Here is a 17,384-nt window from a genome sequence, read left to right on the forward strand (position 1 = left end):
TCATCACCTGGGAAATCGTACTCAGATAGAAGTTCACGAACTTCCATTTCTACTAGTTCTAGTAGCTCTTCATCGTCAACCATGTCACATTTGTTCATGAATACGATGATGTATGGGATACCAACCTGACGGCCTAGTAGGATGTGCTCACGAGTTTGTGGCATTGGGCCATCTGTCGCAGCAACAACTAGGATACCACCGTCCATCTGTGCAGCACCAGTGATCATGTTTTTAACGTAGTCAGCGTGTCCTGGACAGTCAACGTGCGCGTAGTGACGGCTTGGAGTGTCGTACTCTACGTGAGAAGTTGCGATTGTGATACCGCGCTCACGCTCTTCTGGAGCGTTATCGATAGATGCGAAGTCTTTCGCTTCACCGCCGTACACTTTAGCTAGAGTAGTACAGATAGCAGCAGTTAGAGTTGTTTTACCGTGGTCAACGTGGCCGATTGTACCAACGTTAACGTGCGGTTTCGTACGTTCAAATTTTTCTTTAGACACGATCGTGTTCCTTCCTAGTTATGATTCGCCGTGATCATTATTGATCTACGACGCGCCAGAAATTGTTATTTTATGCGCCAACGCCCGTTAGCGCAATATTTGGACGGCTTGATCTCGCAAAAAGTCGTAAACTTTTTGTAGTTCAATCGTCAATTAGTAACCACGCTCTGCAATAATTTTATCTGCGAAGTTTTTCGGCACTTCAGCGTACTCGTTAAACTCCATAGAGTAAGACGCACGGCCTTGAGTTGCAGAACGTAGGTCAGTTGCGTAACCAAACATCTCAGATAGTGGAACTTGAGCACGGATGATCTTAAGACCAGCCACACCTTCATCCATACCTTCGATCATACCGCGACGACGGTTTAGGTCACCAACAACGTCACCCATCCAATCTTCCGGAGTGGTTACTTCGACATTCATCATTGGTTCTAGAATCACAGGTTGTGCTTCTAGTGCACCTTTCTTGAATGCCATCGAGCCAGCGATCTTAAACGCCATCTCGCTTGAGTCTACATCGTGGTAAGAGCCATCAAATAGTGTAGCTTTAATATCTAGGACAGGGTAACCCGCTAGAACACCACTATTCATTTGCTCTTCGATACCTTTCGCTACCGAACTAATGTATTCCTTAGGAATCACACCGCCCACGATTTCGTCTACGAATACGAAACCTTCACCAGGTTCTGAAGGCTCAAGTTTGACCCATACGTGACCGTATTGACCGCGACCGCCAGATTGACGAACGAACTTACCTTCCACTTCCGCTTTACCACGAATGGTTTCACGGTAAGCAACCTGAGGTTTACCAACGTTACAATCAACGCTGAATTCACGCTTCATACGATCAACGATGATATCTAGGTGAAGTTCACCCATACCAGAGATCAGAGTCTGACCTGTTTCGTCGTCCGTTTCTACGCGGAATGATGGATCTTCCGCAGCCAGTTTACCTAGCGCGATACCCATTTTCTCTTGGTCTGCTTTAGAACGAGGTTCTACAGCGATCTGAATAACTGGTTCAGGGAATTCCATGCGCTCCAGAATCACTTTGTGGTTCTGGTCACACAGTGTGTCACCTGTCGTTACATCTTTCAGACCGATAGCAGCAGCAATATCACCAGCGCGAACTTCTTTGATTTCTTCACGCTTGTTTGCATGCATCTGAACGATACGACCAAAACGCTCTTTCTTCTCTTTTACAGAGTTGTAAACCGCGTCACCTGAGTTAACAACACCAGAATAAACACGCATGAAAGTAAGCGTACCCACGAATGGGTCTGTCGCGATCTTGAACGCCAGTGCTGAGAACGGTTCATTGTCGTCTGCGTGACGTTCAATTTCGTTATCTTTCTCGTCAACACCTTTAATTGCAGGTACGTCAGATGGCGATGGCAAAAATTCGATTACTGCATCCAGTACCGCTTGAACACCTTTGTTTTTGAACGCACTACCACAAGTAGCCAGTACGATTTCGTTGTTTAGTGTGCGAGTACGTAGAGCTTGTTTGATCTCAGCTTCGGTCAATTCACCTTCTTCAAGATACTTGTCCATTAGCTCTTCACTTGCTTCTGCTGCTGACTCAATCATGTGATTGCGCCACTCTTCAGCAAGCTCGATCATGTCTGCTGGAATGTCTTCGTAAGTGAACGACATGCCTTGGTCGGCATCATTCCAGTTGATCATCTTCATCTTGATAAGGTCGATAACACCACGGAAGTCCTCTTCAGCACCAACGTTTAGTTGGATTGGAACAGGGTTCGCACCAAGACGGTTTTTAATTTGATCCACAACGCGTAGGAAGTCTGCACCTGCACGGTCCATCTTGTTTACAAACACCATGCGAGGAACGTGGTATTTGTCAGCTTGACGCCATACTGTTTCAGACTGAGGTTCAACACCAGACGAGCCACAGAACACAACCACTGCACCATCAAGTACACGAAGAGAACGCTCTACTTCGATCGTAAAGTCAACGTGTCCTGGAGTATCAATGATGTTTACGCGATGCTCAGGGAACTGTGCTTCCATACCACGCCAGAAAGTAGTCGTCGCAGCTGAAGTGATAGTGATACCACGTTCCTGCTCCTGCTCCATCCAGTCCATGGTTGCTGCACCATCGTGAACTTCACCGATTTTATGAGACAGACCAGTGTAGAACAGAATACGTTCAGTAGTGGTTGTTTTACCTGCATCTACGTGAGCACAGATACCGATATTACGGTAGTGCTCAATAGGAGTTTTGCGAGCCACGATTGAATCCTCTTAACTTAGAGATAGGGACTATTGCTATAGCTAAAAAATGCTATCCCCTAGATATAGCAATAGTTCCTAGCATAGGCATAGGAACTAAAGAAGTGCTGCAAGGAACCTTGCAGCACTGAAAAGGTATTACCAACGGTAATGTGCAAACGCTTTGTTCGCTTCTGCCATACGGTGAACGTCTTCACGTTTCTTAACAGCAGTACCTTTGTTCTCAGACGCGTCTAGCATTTCAGCAGCTAGGCGTTGAGCCATAGATTTTTCACCACGCTTACGCGCAGCTTCAACCAACCAACGCATAGCAAGTGCGTTACGGCGAACCGGACGTACTTCTACAGGAACTTGGTAAGTTGAACCACCAACACGGCGAGATTTAACCTCTACCGCTGGGCGAACGTTTTCAAGAGCTTCTTCAAAAATAGCTAAGTGGTCTTTACCAGACTTTTCAGCCATAGAATCTAGTGCAGTGTAAACGATTTTCTCTGCAGTAGATTTTTTACCGTCAACCATTAGGATGTTAACGAATTTTGCCAGCAATTCAGATTTGAATTTTGGATCTGGAAGGATCTTACGCTGACCAATGACGCGACGACGTGGCATGGATTTATCTCCGTTGTCTTCTTCAGGTTTTATCCAAAACTTTTCAGTTTTTTCAAAAAATTAAAAATAATTTAGTGTTTGGCCTTACTTAACGGAATCCATTAAGACTTAGGACGCTTCACACCGTACTTAGAACGACCTTGTTTACGGTCATTTACGCCAGCACAGTCTAGTGCGCCGCGAACAGTGTGGTAACGCACACCTGGAAGGTCTTTAACACGACCACCACGGATTAGAACAACTGAGTGCTCTTGAAGGTTGTGACCTTCACCGCCGATGTACGAAGTAACTTCGAAGCCGTTTGTCAGACGTACACGACAAACTTTACGAAGTGCTGAGTTAGGTTTTTTAGGTGTAGTAGTGTAAACACGAGTACATACACCACGTTTTTGTGGGCACGCTTCTAGTGCAGGCACGTTGCTTTTAACAACTTGCTTTGCACGTGGCTTACGTACCAACTGGTTAATAGTTGCCATTAACTAGCTCCTGATTTACTTGAAAGTAAGCTTTGTGAAAAATCTATCCCTAGCCACCATTGGCAGTTAGGGACGCAAAATTCTATGCAGCAGTGAGAGGTGTGTCAAGAAATATACGGATCTTTTTTGTTCAATTAGAGCAATTCATCCGTAAAGCTTTATCGACAGGAAAGGTGTATTAATCCCAGGTGAGAGATTTATCGTGTTTTGCCGTCAATTCGACAAAGCCAACGTAGTCTACGACAGTCACTGATGGACTGATACGATTTGCCATTCCACGCGCTTGAATATCGCTTTCTAATGCGAACACAGTAGCGTGTTTTACATGGCTAAACGCCTTGTGCTGTGGATTTGCGGCGTAGACGGCATCTTCAATCAGCAAGGCAGCATCTTGTTCGCTATACAATGCGAATGCATCTTCTAAGGCTGAAACGGTTTTGATGATGTGTAACATAGCGTCCTCAGAATGACAGTAACTTGCCAGCTTGCTGCAGTTTTTCTTTTACTTGCTCAAGGCTGAGTGCTTGAGCATCTATAACGAGATCAGCTTGAGCCAATCCTCTCTGCGCTAACGATTCTGAACACACAAACACCTGTTCGATGTCGTATAGATCGAATAACTTGAGCATCGGCGCGTAATCTTTGCTTAAGATACCACTAGGTTCTTGCCCTAACAGAAGTTGATACACACCATCTCCGATAAAGATCACGGTGATATCTTCGCAATACGCGGAAGCCGCTAAAAGCGCATCAACGCCTTCGCGACCTGCTGCGCTGCCATGCGGTGCGCTTCGAAATAGATAAGTTAACAGACTCAAAACTGTACCACTCTGTCTTGGGTTAACATCGCTTCGGCTAGACTGCCCAAACCCGCTTGTACAAAACCTTCTGCAAGATTGTTTTGTGTTAAACCATGTTGAGTGGCTTCATCCTCACTAATGATGCCACGACGCAGCGCTGCAGCGACACACGTTTCCAAACGCACATCATGTTCTTTAGCGAGACCTTGCCATGCTTTAGTCAAATCAAACTCATCATTAGCTGGCACACTTAACGCTGTACCGTTGGTCACACCATCTTGATAAAAGAACACACTCACCAGAGTATGCCCTTGTTCAATGACTGCTTGTGCGAATTGGTATGCGCTGCGTGCCGATTGGCTGCCGTAAACAGAGCCATTTACCACCAGCGTGTAAGTTAATCCACCCACGCTTATTCGTCCTCGGTTTTACGTTGACGAATGTATAAATACACGGTGTGTTTTGAAATGTTAAGACGATCGGCAACACGGTTGATGGCATCTTTGATGTCGAAGATGCCTTTATCGTACAACTCCATCACGATCTGACGATTCTTAGTGTTGTTCGATACCGATTTATCCGCATTGATTTCTTCAATCGTACGTTCAACGGTTTGGTCCACCAGCTCTTCTACGTCACTCGCGAAGTTCACCGATGAAGCGGCTTCTTTCGCTTCTTGCGTTGGCATAAAAGATTGCAACACTTGCGAGAATGGCGCATCAAGGTTGACGTTGATACACAGCAAACCAATTACGCGATTTTCACCGTTGCGGATAGCAACAGTGATTGACTTCATTAGTACGCCGCCTTTGGCACGTGTAAAGTAAGAACGTGAGAAATTACGCTCAGAGCCTTCAATGTCTTTCAGCATTTTTAGCGCTAAGTCAGTAATAGGCGAACCTACTTGGCGGCCGGTGTTTTCGCCATTGGCGATTTTGATTGCAGAGGTATTTAAGTCTTCCAGAGAGTGAAGAACGATTTCACAAAACGGACCGATCAGGCTCGCGATACCGTCCACGACCGCTTCGTAAGATCTCAAGATGATTTTGTCGTGCTCAGTAAATGGCATCACGTTAACCGATTCCATTTCGAGCAACATCTCCGCATTTATTGTTTCTGTAGTTGTCATAAGCCTTCGAGCGAAAAATCAACAAATTGGTGTAAGTTTATCAGAAAATTTGAAACGCAACCTAGCAAACTCACCAACTAGTGACCTAGAACAAAAAAGGCCCGTTAAACGGACCTTTTTCAATAACTTAGCTCAGCTCGTTCTTATTGCTCAGCTTTGTCATTCTCAACTTTTAGTAGCTCAACTTCAAATACAAGTGTTGAGTTTGCTGGAATGCTTGGTGTGTCTTGGTCACCGTATGCAAGCTCTGGCGGGATAACAAATTTGAATTTAGAACCCACTGGCATTAGCTGAACACCTTCTGTCCAACCTGGGATAACACGGTTTAGAGGGAACGTTGCTGGCTCACCACGATCGTAAGAGCTGTCGAACTGAGTACCGTCAATCAACGTACCTTTGTAGTGTACTTGTACAGTGTCAGTGTCTTTTGGCTTCTCGCCTTCAGCAGGTGTGATTACTTGGTATAGAAGACCTGTGTCTGTTTTCACTACGCCTTCTTGCTTTTCAAATTCCGCACGGAAATCATCGCCAGCTTTTTTCGCTGCCGCTGCTTTTTCTGCTGCTTGTGCTTGCATCTTCTCAGCAACACGCTTGTCTAGAGACTCTAGAGCAGCACGTGTTTCTTCTTCGTTTAGCTCTGCGTTGCCTTTAAAGACATCTTCGATACCTTTAAGAACAAGGTCTTTGTTTAGGTTGATACCGATTTCGCTTGGTTTTTCGATGCTAGTGCTTAGGTAGTTAGCAAATGAAACACCGATTGCGTATGCCGCTTTGTCGTCGTCGGTTTTAAAGTGAACCGCTTTACCTGTTTCTGCTTGAACTTGTTCTGCTTGAGGTGCTGCTTCTGGTTTTGTTTCTTCTTTCTGACAACCTACCGCTAGCATTACTGTTGCAGCAAGTAGCGACACTTTTAAAACTGATTTCATTAAATTCTCCCAATAATGGCTTCGCCATTGGTTATTGTGCACAAATCTTATATGAGACTGGTGAAGACAATCGTTATACCAATATACTAGCTATATGTCTTAAGACACAAACCGGATTATTAGATGTGATGCAAAGAATTTCTCATTTATTCCTATATTTAATTGTCATCACCACGTTAAATGGTTGCTTTTTTACCGAGCATGAAGTTCAACGTTGGCCACTCGAACCGCAGGGCTCAACGAGCTTTGGACTCAGCCGAGATGGTCGATTTGCCTTGCTCTACTCTGAAGAACACCACTTGGTTTTGTGGGACCTAGAGCAAAACAAAAAACTCGCAACGCTTGGAGAGCTTGATGCCGATGGCAACGCGGTATCTCATATTCGTATTTCAGACAACGGCCGTTTTGCTGTAACCGCAGGTCAAATGAACTTTGCCGTTTGGGACCTTGGCTGGACGCAAGCACAAGGGCTGTGGTCCATTTCTGACGCGTTAATTCGCGACATCGACATCACCAGCAACGGTGAACAAGTGCTACTCGGGCTCTCAAACGGTAAAGCCATTTACGTCAACTTAGTCACCGGTCGTCGCTTGGAGTTCCTCGCTCACCGAGAAAAAGTCAACTCTGTCGCCATCTCTCCTAATGGTCGATTCGCATTGACAGGCGGTAACGACTACAAAGCTTACCTCTGGGATACTGAATCTGGTCAGGTATTACGAACTTTTGAACATGAACAACGTGTTGTGCGCGTGGCACTGCAACGAGATGGCAAACTCGCCATGACGTCAGACGGTGGCAATCAAGCGATCATTTGGAATTTAGAAACAGGTCAAAAGGTTTCGCAACTCAGCAGTTGGTCGCGCCAGCTGATTTTCTCTACCGCGCGTTTTTCTGATGATGGCTCTCAACTGGTGACGGGAACACCTTCAGGCCGCGTCTCGATTTGGGATACGCAGAGCGGAAAGCGCATTGACGGATTTGAAGTCGAGCCGAAAAAAGATACTCGCCCTCCTCGCGCGGTCGTGTATGATGCTGCCTTTGATTCTAAGCAACGTGTAATTACTGCCACATCGGCGGGCATCGCCCAAGCTTGGCAACTAGAGAACGGGTCATGACAGAAAAACTCATTGAGCAATTGGAAGCACGCATCAACGACTTAGAGTGTCAGGTGGCGTTCCAAGAGCAAACAATCGAAGATCTAAACAGTGCATTGTCACAACAACAATTGCAGATCACGAAGATGCAAGATCAAATGAAGTACGTAGTAGGCAAAGTGAAAAATATGGATTCTTCGAATATGGAAGATCCAGCCAACGAGCCACCGCCGCCGCATTACTGATCAATACGCGAAAGACAAAACAAAGCCCAGACTTATGCTGGGCTTTGTTGTAATTGCACGGTGGCTCATCGTGAAATGATCGAACGGTTAGTCGTTAGCGTAGATTTTCACACACAACTCACCACGAGTATTGATACCCGCACGATACATACCCATACTGTTCATAGCGAAATGCAACTCCCCATTCGCATCAATGGCAATCAGGCCACCTTCTCCGCCCATGGTTTTGAGATCTCCCTGAATAATGGCTTCACACGCGGTATGTACGTCCTCTTGCAAATAACGCATGCGTGCTGCTACATCTTCCGCAACACGTTTACGAATAAAGAACTCACCAACACCCGTAGTTGAAACTGCCACCACGCCATTCTCAGCCACCGTGCCACAACCTATCAGTGCAGAATCTCCAACACGGCCATATTGCTTATTGGTTACCCCACCCGTACTGGTCGCCGCAGCTAAGTTGCCTTGCTGGTCTAACGCCACTGCGCCTACGGTGCCGTGTTTACGATCATCCGGGTAACGAGACTCAGATAACGCAAACAAACCTTTCTCACGCATTGAGAGCAGCTGTTCATAACGGCGATCTGTGAAGAAGTAATCTTGTTCGGTGTATTGATGGCCTTGTTCAAAAGCAAACTTCTCAGCGCCTTCACCAACCAACAACACATGGTTGCTGCGAAGCATCACATCCCGAGCCAACTCGATCGGGTTTTTAATGTGTCTAACGCCCGCGACAGCACCTGCGGCAAGGTTGCGACCATCCATCACAGAGGCATCCATTTCTACCATTTCGTTGTGAGTAAGAACCGAGCCTTTACCCGCATTAAAGTTGGGAGAGTCTTCCAGTACTTTTACCGCAGCGACCACCGCATCAAGCGCTTCTCCGCCTTGTTCGAGGATTTGGTGTCCTGCTTTTACCGCAGCTTCTAAGTCTGCCAAGATGGATTGCTGAAGTTCATCACTCATTTGTTCACGCAAAATGGTGCCTGCTCCGCCGTGAATGGCAATTGAGAACGGTTTCGTCATCGCTTTGTCCAACTGTTATTCCTTGTATGATTTGCACTACACCGCAGATAAACAAAAAGCGCAAGTTGAAACCTCAACTTGCGCTTTTTTAAAGCTTTACTAGATGCGTTTATCTAGTGAAGAGCATGCGATTAGTGAGAACCGCAACCGCCGCCGCCACAACATTCGTGGTCGTCGCCTTTCTCTTCGCCACCACAGCAACCGCCTTCATGGTCGTGATCGTGGTCATGGCCACCACAACAACCACCAGCTTGGTGAATGTGACCGTGTTCGATCTCTTCTGCTGTTGCTTCACGAGTTGCCATTACTTCAACTTCGAATGTTAGCGTTTGACCTGCTAGCATGTGGTTACCATCAACAACCACTTCGTCGCCGTCCACTTCAGTCACTTCTACAGGGATTGGACCTTGGTCAGTGTCTGCTAGGAAACGCATGCCAACTTCGATTTGCTCAACACCTTGGAATACGTCAGCAGGAACGCGCTGAACTAGAGCGTCGTTGTGCTCACCGTATGCATCTTCAGGAGCTACAGTTACTGAGAACTTGTCGCCAGCCACTTTACCTTCAAGCTCTTTTTCAAGACCTGTGATTAGGTTGTTATGACCGTGAAGGTAATCTAGAGGCGCGTCTGCAGTTGATTGGTCAACTACTACACCGTCTTCCATCATTACTTTGTATGCAAGGCTTGCAACAACGTTCTTTTCAATTTTCATACTAACTCCAGAGAGATTAATTGACTTAACCAGAATGGGGTTAAGTACTGCGATGGTAGTATTATGGGGATCAATTATCGAAGTTCAATTACTCAGGCTTAAAAATCCCAATCATTTCCTGTGCGGAGTGTTTATTTTTCTCTACAGATTGCGGTTTACGCTGCTCGGTGTAGTCACACTCAACGCACTCGACTAACTCAATATTGTTTTCTATCCACCAGCGTAGGGTATCTTGCTGGCTGCACTGTGGGCAAGTTGCCCCCGCGATAAAACGTTTCTTGGCTTTCACTTTTGTTCCTTTTCCCGCTTAAGTCTGCGGGTACTACTTCCAATGATTAGGCGACTGGTGATCGCTTTCCATCTCACGACCAAAAATTTCTTCTAGCTCTTTACGAGCTTCTTTGGCTCTTTGGGCGAGCTTCTTATCTTCATTATGCTGAGGCAGCAAGTCTTTAAGCATAGCATTATCGAGCTTACGAAAATGTGCTTCTGCCCGCTTTGCTTGATATGGGTGCATGCCTAACTCAACCAGAGTTTGACGACCAAGATCCAGTGCGCCTAAAAAAGTCTCACGCGAATAGTTTTGCACACCATGGCTCATCAACTGATAGGCCTCAACTCGGCTTCGAGCACGAGCGAGCAATTTGAGATTCGGAAAATGCGTACGGCAGATATCGACAATCGCCATCACTTCATCCGGCGAGTCTGTACAAATCACTAACGCTTCCGCTTTGTCTGCGCCAGCGGCGCGCAACAAATCGATTTGCGTGGCATCGCCATAAAAAACTTTGTAACCGTACTTACGCAGTAAGTGAATTTGGCTGGCGTCACTTTCCAATACCGTAACTTTGATTTTATTGGCGTACATTAAGCGCCCAACGATTTGCCCAAAACGACCAAAACCCGCAATGATGACACGAGGACGACGATCAACCACGTGACTGGTGACGCTCTCTTCTTCCTGATTAAGCGTATGAGCGAACCACTTCTTTTGTCCCATCAACAAGAGTGGTGTGGTCACCATCGATAGGCTCACCACAACCAACAAAAACGCCACTTGTTCTTTGGATAAAATGCCTTCTTGGCTTGCTGCGGTGAAAATCACAAAAGCAAACTCACCACCTTGGCTTAAGATGGCGGCCATACGGCTACGTGCTTTTTCTCGCACTCGACCCGCTCTGGCTAGGGCGTACAACACCAAACCTTTCACCACAACCAAAGCTACCACCGCACCAAGAATTTCAAGAGGATGCAACGCCAGTAAGCCCAAGTTTACCGCCATGCCAACCGCAATAAAAAACAGACCAAGCAGCAAGCCTTTAAACGGCTCGATAGCGATTTCTAACTCATGGCGATATTCACTTTCGGCCAGCAACACTCCAGCTAAGAAAGTTCCTAGCGCCATGGACAAGCCCAGTTTTTGCATCACCACAGAAATGCCTAGCACCACCAAGAGTGAAGCCACGGTAAATAGCTCGCGAACCCCACTCATCACGACAAAACGAAACAGAGGACGCAATAAAAAGTGACCACCAATCAACAAGGCTACGACACTGCCTAAAACGGTAAAAGCATCGAACCAACTACCTACATTCTGTTCACCAGCCAAAAGCGGTAACATAGCCAACATCGGTATGACGGCGATATCTTGAAAAAGCAGCACAGCAAAACCAGACTGGCCCGTTTCGGTGCCATTGAGGCCTTGCTCTTCAATCACTTTGAGTGCAATGGCCGTAGAGGAAAGGGCGAGCCCCATGCCGATGACCAAACTCACCTGCATGCTCAAGCCAAACAAACTGACAATGCTACCAATAACCGCCGTCGTCACCACAACTTGCGCGCCGCCAAGACCTAAAATCGGCCCTCGCATTTGCCATAATTTTTTCGGGTTCAATTCCAAGCCAATTAAGAACAGCAGCAACACCACCCCGAGCTCAGCAAAATGCAGAATCGCATCGACATCGCTAATCAGGCGTAATCCCCATGGGCCAATCAATACCCCTGCCAACAAATAGCCAAGCACTGAACCTAAGCCAAATCGCTGCGCCAAAGGAACAGCAATCACCGCCGCCGACAGAAACACAACACTGCTTTGTAGAAACTCACTGGTTATCGCCATGCTGACCTCCTTGGTGCAACGCTTCCCACTCATCAAGAGGATTACTCAGCCATCGACGATACTGCTCCGCGTGTTCATAGCGTTCAATATCAGAAACATTGCGCGACCAATACAGCACCAGAGGCTCCATCCAATGCATCTGACATAGTGCAGCCGTCAATTCGAACGGTTGCAGAATCTGCTCTAACGGATACTTGTTATACCCCCTAGCACTGAAGGCTTCTTCTTTACCACCCGTGGTGATCACACTGCGCCAATATTTGCCTTCTAGTGCAGAACCGTCGCCAAACGCAAAGCCCTTGCCGAGTACTCGGTCTAACCACTCTTTCAACAACGCCGGACATGAATACATATAAAGAGGATGATGAAAGACAATCACATCATGATTCATCAGTAGATCATGTTCGTGATTCACATCGATAAAGAAATCAGGATAAGCGCCATAAAGATCGTGCACCGTCACGTGCTCAAGTGATTGCACTCGCTTTATCATCACTTGATTGGCAATGGAGTTGTGAGGCTCTGGGTGAGCATAAATGACCAGAACTCTTGGGAGAATAGACGCTGCTACAGCCAAATGGTCGTCCTTGTGGTGATTTTTATCCGTTATCAAATTGTTATACTTTTTTGTATAGCATAATGCAATTAAAGCTCAGTGATCGACTTTTCCCGTCAATAGCCCTACTATTCATCGCGAGATCAACGACCAAGAAACGCGCGCTGCGCAAAGTGAACAAAAACCCTATGATTACCTTCTCTGATATTCAGTTACTGCGTGGCGGTAAACCTCTTTTAGACCAAGCATCGGCAACCATTCACCCAGGTGACAAAGTGGGTCTGGTTGGCAAAAACGGCTGTGGTAAATCGACCTTATTTGCTCTACTGAAAGATGAACTGTCGATTGACGCGGGCTCGTTTAGCCAACCTCAACATTGGGAATTGGCGTGGGTAGCGCAGGAAACACCTGCTTTAGAACGCAGCGCACTGGAATACGTCATTGATGGTGATCGCGAATACCGCGGTCTTGAGCAACAGCTAGCGGTTGCCGAAGAAAAAGACAACGGTACGCTGGTAGCAGAAATTCACGGCAAGATCGAAACCATTGGCGGTTACAGCATCCGTGCCCGTGCGGCAGAATTGCTTGACGGCCTTGGCTTTAGCCAAGAACAGATGAGCTGGAACTTAACTCAGTTCTCTGGTGGTTGGCGTATGCGCCTTAACTTGGCTCAAGCACTATTGTGTCGTTCCGATCTACTACTGCTCGACGAACCAACCAACCACTTGGATTTGGACGCCGTAATGTGGCTAGAACGCTGGCTGCAAAACTACCCTGGCACGCTGATCTTGATCTCACACGACCGAGATTTCCTAGATCCGATCGTTGGTCGCATCATCCATATCGAAAACCAACAGCTGAACGAATACACGGGCAACTACTCGTCATTCGAAAATCAACGTGCGCAAAAAATGATGCTGCAACAAGCGATGTTCGAGAAACAACAAAAGCAAATGTCGCACATGCAAAGCTACATCGACCGCTTCCGCTACAAAGCGTCGAAAGCGCGCCAAGCGCAAAGCCGAATCAAAGCGCTAGAACGCATGGAAAAAGTCTTGCCCGCGCAGTTCGATAACCCATTCAGCTTTGAATTCCGTCAACCAGCTGCGCTGCCAAATCCAATCATGATGATGGACGACGTATCGGCAGGTTACGGCGACAACCTAATTTTAGAAAAGATTCGTCTGAACTTAGTACCGGGCAGCCGTATTGGTTTGCTTGGCCGCAACGGCGCAGGTAAATCGACCTTAATCAAACTACTTTCAGGTGAACTTAAAGCGCAAGGCGGCGATCTCACCTATTCGCAAGGCGTAAAGATCGGCTACTTTGCTCAGCACCAGTTGGAAACGTTGCACCCAGAAGAAACGCCACTGCAGCACATGATGCAGATTGCACCGGATCAAACAGAGCAGCAACTGCGCGATTACCTAGGTAGTTTTGGTTTCCAAGGCGACAAAGCGCTAGAAAAAGTAGCACCGTTCTCTGGTGGTGAAAAGGCACGCTTGGTGCTGGCATTGATCGTGTGGCAAAAACCAAACCTATTGCTACTCGACGAACCAACCAACCACCTAGACTTAGACATGCGCCAAGCGTTAACCATGGCTCTGCAAACGTTCGAAGGTGCGATGGTGATTATTTCACACGACCGTTACTTACTGCGCGCAACCACCGATGACTTGTACTTAGTGCATGATCGCCAAGTTGCGCCATTCGATGGTGACCTAAACGACTACTACAAGTGGCTGACTGAACAACAAAAAGCCGAGCGAAAAGAAGCACAAGCGTCGCAACCAGTTAAAGATACCGCAAACAGTGCCGCTGCGAAGAAAGAGCAAAAACGTCGCGAAGCGGAATTTCGTAAACTGACGGCGCCAATTCGCAAAACCCTGACACAATTAGAAAATAAAATGGATAAGTTAGGTGTAGCACTGGCAGAGGCTGAAGAACAATTGGCGGATAACTCACTGTATGAAGCCGAAAATAAAGCTAAACTAAATGAAGTGCTGGCCCTTCAAGCTTCGAGCAAATCAGAACTTGAAGAAGTGGAAATGGAATGGATGTCTGCTCAGGAAGAACTGGAGCAGATGGAGCTAGAGTTTAACCAATGACAAACAAACACGCGGAATACACTCTTACCCTAGAACACCTTTGGCAGTTCAGCCTGCAGTTTTATGGCGTGCGAGAAGTAAAAGAAGCGTGTTTATCATTGCAAAACAATTACCACGGTAACGTGAATCTATTACTGCTGCTCCGTTGGCTCGACGAGCAGCAGCTTATCTTCCAAGAGAAAGATTGGCATTTGGTTCAAAGCTGCCTTGGCCGTAGTGAAACGCTGCTACACTCTTTTCGCGACCTGCGACGTCATCTAAAATCCCAAGTGAACGATGCGTTATATCGAGAAAGCCTGCAGTTTGAACTGCAACTCGAAAAGCAACAACAAGCCGATTTGGTCGACTGTATTAACTCACTTACACTGATTAAAAACGATGGCGATCCACTCACGCTCAGATACTGTCGTCAGCTTGGTGGAGAGCATTTGCAACAAGCCTTTGCTATCCCTGTGCCAAACATTCACCCACCACAACACTCATAACGCTGTAGAATACCTATAATCTTTATAAAGGATTATATTAATAAGTTCTTCAACTGACATGAAGGATCATATAAGAGCAGTTAGGTATGACACAATTTTTCGCAGCCGCCGGGATCAAGAACCCGCACCTTCAGACCCTTTTACCGCGCTTTATTCGTAAAAAAGCGCTGTTTACGCCTATTTGGCAGACGCTGGATACCGACGATGGCGACTTCCTCGATCTCGCTTGGAGTGAAGATCCCACCAAAGAAGCTGCCCAGAACAAACCCATCTTCGTTTTGTTTCATGGCTTGGAAGGATGCTTCTACAGCCCGTATGCAAACGGCCTGATGAATGCGTTTGCGAAATCTGGTTGGTTATCGGTGATGATGCATTTTCGTGGCTGTAGCGGCAAACCGAACAAAAAAGCTCGCGCATACCATTCAGGAGAAGTAACGGACGCTCGCTTCTTTTTGGAACACCTTCACTTGCGCTTTCCAAACAATCCCAAAGTCGCCGTCGGCATCTCCCTTGGTGGCAATATGCTGGCGAACTACTTAGCACAATACAAAGATGACCCGATTTTAAAAGCGGCCACCATCGTCTCTGCACCACTGGATTTGGCGGCTTGTGCCAATCGAATTGAGCAGGGCTTTTCCAAAGTGTATCGCCGTTACCTACTCTCTTCGCTCAAAAGGAATGCTCTACAAAAACATCATTTACTACATGGAGAATTGGCGCTGTCGTACAACTCCATCAAGCGCGTCACTCGTCTGTACGAATTTGATGACTTGATCACTGCACCTCTGCATGGTTTCAAGGATGCACAAGATTATTACGATCAATGCTCAGGATTGAGCAAGTTACAGCAGATCACCTTGCCAACTTTGATCATTCACGCCAAAGACGACCCGTTCATGACCGATGAAGTGATCCCCAAATTTGTTCTGCCAGATAACATTGATTACCGTCTGTTTGAGCACGGCGGACACGTTGGCTTTCTGACTGGTACTGCATTAAAACCAAAGTTCTGGTTAGAGGAAGCCCTGCCCGCGTACTACGAAAGTGTCGCGGCAGAGTACCTTTCAGCTGTATCCAAACCGCGAACACAGTAAACTAGCCTTTCATCATAAAAGTTTGAGGTATTTATGATCATTCCTTGGCAAGACATCGCGCCAGAAACACTGGAAAATCTAATCCGTGAGTTCGTACTACGCGAAGGCACCGACTATGGCGCGGTTGAAATTTCACTGCAAAACAAAATCGATCAAGTGAAGACGCAACTAGAAAAAGGTGAAGCCGTCATCGTGTTCTCAGAACTGCATGAAACGGTTGATATTCAACTCAAAGCAAAGTTTTAGCACGTTCACATTTTTACCGTATCCCACTCGATGACAAGTCGTTGTTACATGCTATAGTGGGTTATCGACCGTGCAGCGGTTCGCTGCTGCACTTTACAGGTACGTAATTTTCGACAAGGTTTGTCATGTCAGCTAAACACCCAATCATTGCGGTTACTGGTTCATCCGGTGCCGGCACAACCACAACGTCTGAAGCATTCCGCAAGATGTTCAATATGATGAACATCAGGCCGGCATGGGTGGAAGGAGACAGCTTCCATCGCTTTACTCGCCCTGAAATGGACATCGAAATTCGCAAAGCCCGCGAGCAAGGCCGACACATCAGTTACTTTGGTCCGCAAGCGAATGACTTCCCGGGATTAGAAGAGTTTTTCCGTAAGTTCGGTAATGACGGCACTGGCAGCGTGCGCCGTTATCTGCATACGTTTGACGAAGCGGTTCCCTACAATCAAATGCCAGGCACATTTACACCGTGGCAAGACTTACCTGAAAACAGCGACGTGCTGTTTTATGAAGGGCTGCATGGTGGTGTGGTTGATGGCGATGTTAATGTTGCTCAGCATGTGGATTTCTTGATTGGCATGGTGCCAATTGTGAACTTAGAGTGGATCCAAAAATTCGTGCGCGACACTCGCGATCGCGGCCATTCGCGTGAAGCGGTGATGGACTCAATCGTGCGCTCAATGGACGATTACCTCAATTACATCACTCCGCAGTTTTCTCGTACTCACATCAACTTTCAACGCGTCCCAACCGTCGATACCTCCAACCCGCTTAACGCCAAAGGCATTCCGAGTTTAGATGAAAGTTTTGTGGTGATTCGTCTGCGCGGCATTAAGAATGTCGACTTCCCATATCTGCTGGCCATGATTGATGGCTCATTTATGTCGCGCCACAACACCATTGTTGTGCCAGGCGGCAAAATGAGCTTTGCAATGGAGCTCATAGTTAGGCCTATCCTACAACAGCTGATTGAAACAGGAAAAATTGGCTAAAAACGTA

21 protein-coding genes are annotated in these 17,384 nt (G+C 46.8%); 7 read left to right on the forward strand and 14 right to left on the reverse strand.

All coding sequences use genetic code 11. The features are described from left to right. The 9 genes from BIW15_RS21230 to fkpA form a co-directional block, all read right to left on the reverse strand. Positions 1-500 (reverse strand): GTP-binding protein (locus BIW15_RS21230; protein ID WP_025796244.1); only part of this gene is annotated, 500 nt, incomplete at its 3' end. 153 nt (positions 501-653) lie between these two features. Beyond that, positions 654-2,753 (reverse strand): elongation factor G, encoded by a 2,100-nt coding sequence (gene fusA / locus BIW15_RS21235; RefSeq protein ID WP_005496543.1) that lies wholly within the window; start codon positions 2,751-2,753, stop codon positions 654-656. 138 nt (positions 2,754-2,891) lie between these two features. Next, positions 2,892-3,362, reverse strand: a complete 471-nt coding sequence (gene rpsG / locus BIW15_RS21240) for a 30S ribosomal protein S7 (protein WP_005488949.1) — start codon at positions 3,360-3,362, stop codon at positions 2,892-2,894. Between the two features lie 101 nt (positions 3,363-3,463). After that, a complete protein-coding gene (gene rpsL, locus BIW15_RS21245) occupies positions 3,464-3,838 on the reverse strand; it encodes a 30S ribosomal protein S12 (RefSeq protein WP_004399892.1) in 375 nt (124 codons plus the stop codon). A gap of 178 nt (positions 3,839-4,016) precedes the next feature. Beyond that, a complete protein-coding gene (gene tusB / locus BIW15_RS21250) occupies positions 4,017-4,292 on the reverse strand; it encodes a sulfurtransferase complex subunit TusB (RefSeq protein ID WP_005481146.1) in 276 nt (91 codons plus the stop codon). A gap of 7 nt (positions 4,293-4,299) precedes the next feature. After that, entirely contained in the window at positions 4,300-4,656 is a 357-nt protein-coding gene (gene tusC, locus BIW15_RS21255; RefSeq protein ID WP_025624924.1) for a sulfurtransferase complex subunit TusC, read from the reverse strand. After that, positions 4,653-5,048, reverse strand: coding sequence for a sulfurtransferase complex subunit TusD (tusD, locus tag BIW15_RS21260; RefSeq protein ID WP_005458288.1), 396 nt, complete (start codon positions 5,046-5,048; stop codon positions 4,653-4,655). The genes tusC and tusD overlap by 4 nt, the downstream gene beginning before the upstream one ends. A 2-nt stretch (positions 5,049-5,050) precedes the next feature. Beyond that, a complete protein-coding gene (locus tag BIW15_RS21265) occupies positions 5,051-5,767 on the reverse strand; it encodes a transcriptional regulator (RefSeq protein WP_005438378.1) in 717 nt (238 codons plus the stop codon). A gap of 143 nt (positions 5,768-5,910) precedes the next feature. Beyond that, positions 5,911-6,693 (reverse strand): FKBP-type peptidyl-prolyl cis-trans isomerase, encoded by a 783-nt coding sequence (fkpA, locus tag BIW15_RS21270; protein WP_005458290.1) that lies wholly within the window; start codon positions 6,691-6,693, stop codon positions 5,911-5,913. A gap of 128 nt (positions 6,694-6,821) precedes the next feature. On the opposite strand from fkpA, the gene BIW15_RS21275 reads away from it, so the two are divergent. Both BIW15_RS21275 and BIW15_RS21280 read left to right on the forward strand, forming a co-directional pair. After that, on the forward strand, positions 6,822-7,808 hold the full coding sequence (locus BIW15_RS21275; RefSeq protein WP_021453043.1) for a WD40 repeat domain-containing protein: 987 nt from the start codon (positions 6,822-6,824) through the stop codon (positions 7,806-7,808). Continuing rightward, positions 7,805-8,032: a SlyX family protein gene (locus BIW15_RS21280; protein ID WP_005458294.1), complete on the forward strand. Its 228-nt coding sequence runs from the start codon at positions 7,805-7,807 to the stop codon at positions 8,030-8,032. Before BIW15_RS21275 ends, BIW15_RS21280 begins: the two co-directional genes overlap by 4 nt. Before the next feature lie 87 nt (positions 8,033-8,119). Here the strand turns inward: BIW15_RS21280 and BIW15_RS21285 are convergent, their stop codons facing one another. The 5 genes from BIW15_RS21285 to kefG all read right to left on the reverse strand — a co-directional run bounded on the left by BIW15_RS21285 (position 8,120) and on the right by kefG (position 12,470). Then, the gene (locus BIW15_RS21285; RefSeq protein ID WP_030000697.1) at positions 8,120-9,061 is read right to left on the reverse strand and encodes an isoaspartyl peptidase/L-asparaginase family protein; all 942 of its coding nucleotides are present in this window, start codon (positions 9,059-9,061) and stop codon (positions 8,120-8,122) included. Between the two features lie 131 nt (positions 9,062-9,192). Continuing rightward, positions 9,193-9,774, reverse strand: a complete 582-nt coding sequence (gene slyD / locus BIW15_RS21295) for a peptidylprolyl isomerase (RefSeq protein WP_005485547.1) — start codon at positions 9,772-9,774, stop codon at positions 9,193-9,195. 88 nt (positions 9,775-9,862) lie between these two features. Continuing rightward, a complete protein-coding gene (locus BIW15_RS21300) occupies positions 9,863-10,063 on the reverse strand; it encodes a YheV family putative zinc ribbon protein (RefSeq protein WP_005464767.1) in 201 nt (66 codons plus the stop codon). Positions 10,064-10,096: 33 nt separating this feature from the next. Beyond that, entirely contained in the window at positions 10,097-11,893 is a 1,797-nt protein-coding gene (kefB, locus tag BIW15_RS21305; RefSeq protein WP_005464769.1) for a glutathione-regulated potassium-efflux system protein KefB, read from the reverse strand. Further along, positions 11,877-12,470, reverse strand: a complete 594-nt coding sequence (kefG, locus tag BIW15_RS21310) for a glutathione-regulated potassium-efflux system ancillary protein KefG (protein WP_005480062.1) — start codon at positions 12,468-12,470, stop codon at positions 11,877-11,879. The genes kefB and kefG overlap by 17 nt, the downstream gene beginning before the upstream one ends. A gap of 167 nt (positions 12,471-12,637) precedes the next feature. On the opposite strand from kefG, the gene BIW15_RS21315 reads away from it, so the two are divergent. The 5 genes from BIW15_RS21315 (at position 12,638) to BIW15_RS21335 (ending at position 17,377) form a co-directional block, all read left to right on the forward strand. After that, a complete protein-coding gene (locus tag BIW15_RS21315; protein WP_077281580.1) occupies positions 12,638-14,557 on the forward strand; it encodes an ABC transporter ATP-binding protein in 1,920 nt (639 codons plus the stop codon). Beyond that, entirely contained in the window at positions 14,554-15,042 is a 489-nt protein-coding gene (locus BIW15_RS21320) for a TIGR02444 family protein (RefSeq protein ID WP_077281581.1), read from the forward strand. The genes BIW15_RS21315 and BIW15_RS21320 overlap by 4 nt, the downstream gene beginning before the upstream one ends. A gap of 86 nt (positions 15,043-15,128) precedes the next feature. Continuing rightward, the gene (locus tag BIW15_RS21325; protein ID WP_077281582.1) at positions 15,129-16,136 is read left to right on the forward strand and encodes a hydrolase; all 1,008 of its coding nucleotides are present in this window, start codon (positions 15,129-15,131) and stop codon (positions 16,134-16,136) included. A gap of 33 nt (positions 16,137-16,169) precedes the next feature. Next, entirely contained in the window at positions 16,170-16,382 is a 213-nt protein-coding gene (locus tag BIW15_RS21330; protein WP_005458136.1) for a YheU family protein, read from the forward strand. A 125-nt stretch (positions 16,383-16,507) separates the two neighbouring features. After that, positions 16,508-17,377 carry a phosphoribulokinase gene (locus BIW15_RS21335; protein WP_077281583.1) on the forward strand — a complete coding sequence of 290 codons (870 nt, stop codon included), beginning with the start codon at positions 16,508-16,510 and terminating at the stop codon, positions 17,375-17,377. The last annotated feature ends 7 nt before the right edge of the window (positions 17,378-17,384 follow it).

Source organism: Vibrio sp. SALL6, from assembly GCF_002002385.1.
Lineage (GTDB): Bacteria > Pseudomonadota > Gammaproteobacteria > Enterobacterales > Vibrionaceae > Vibrio > Vibrio parahaemolyticus.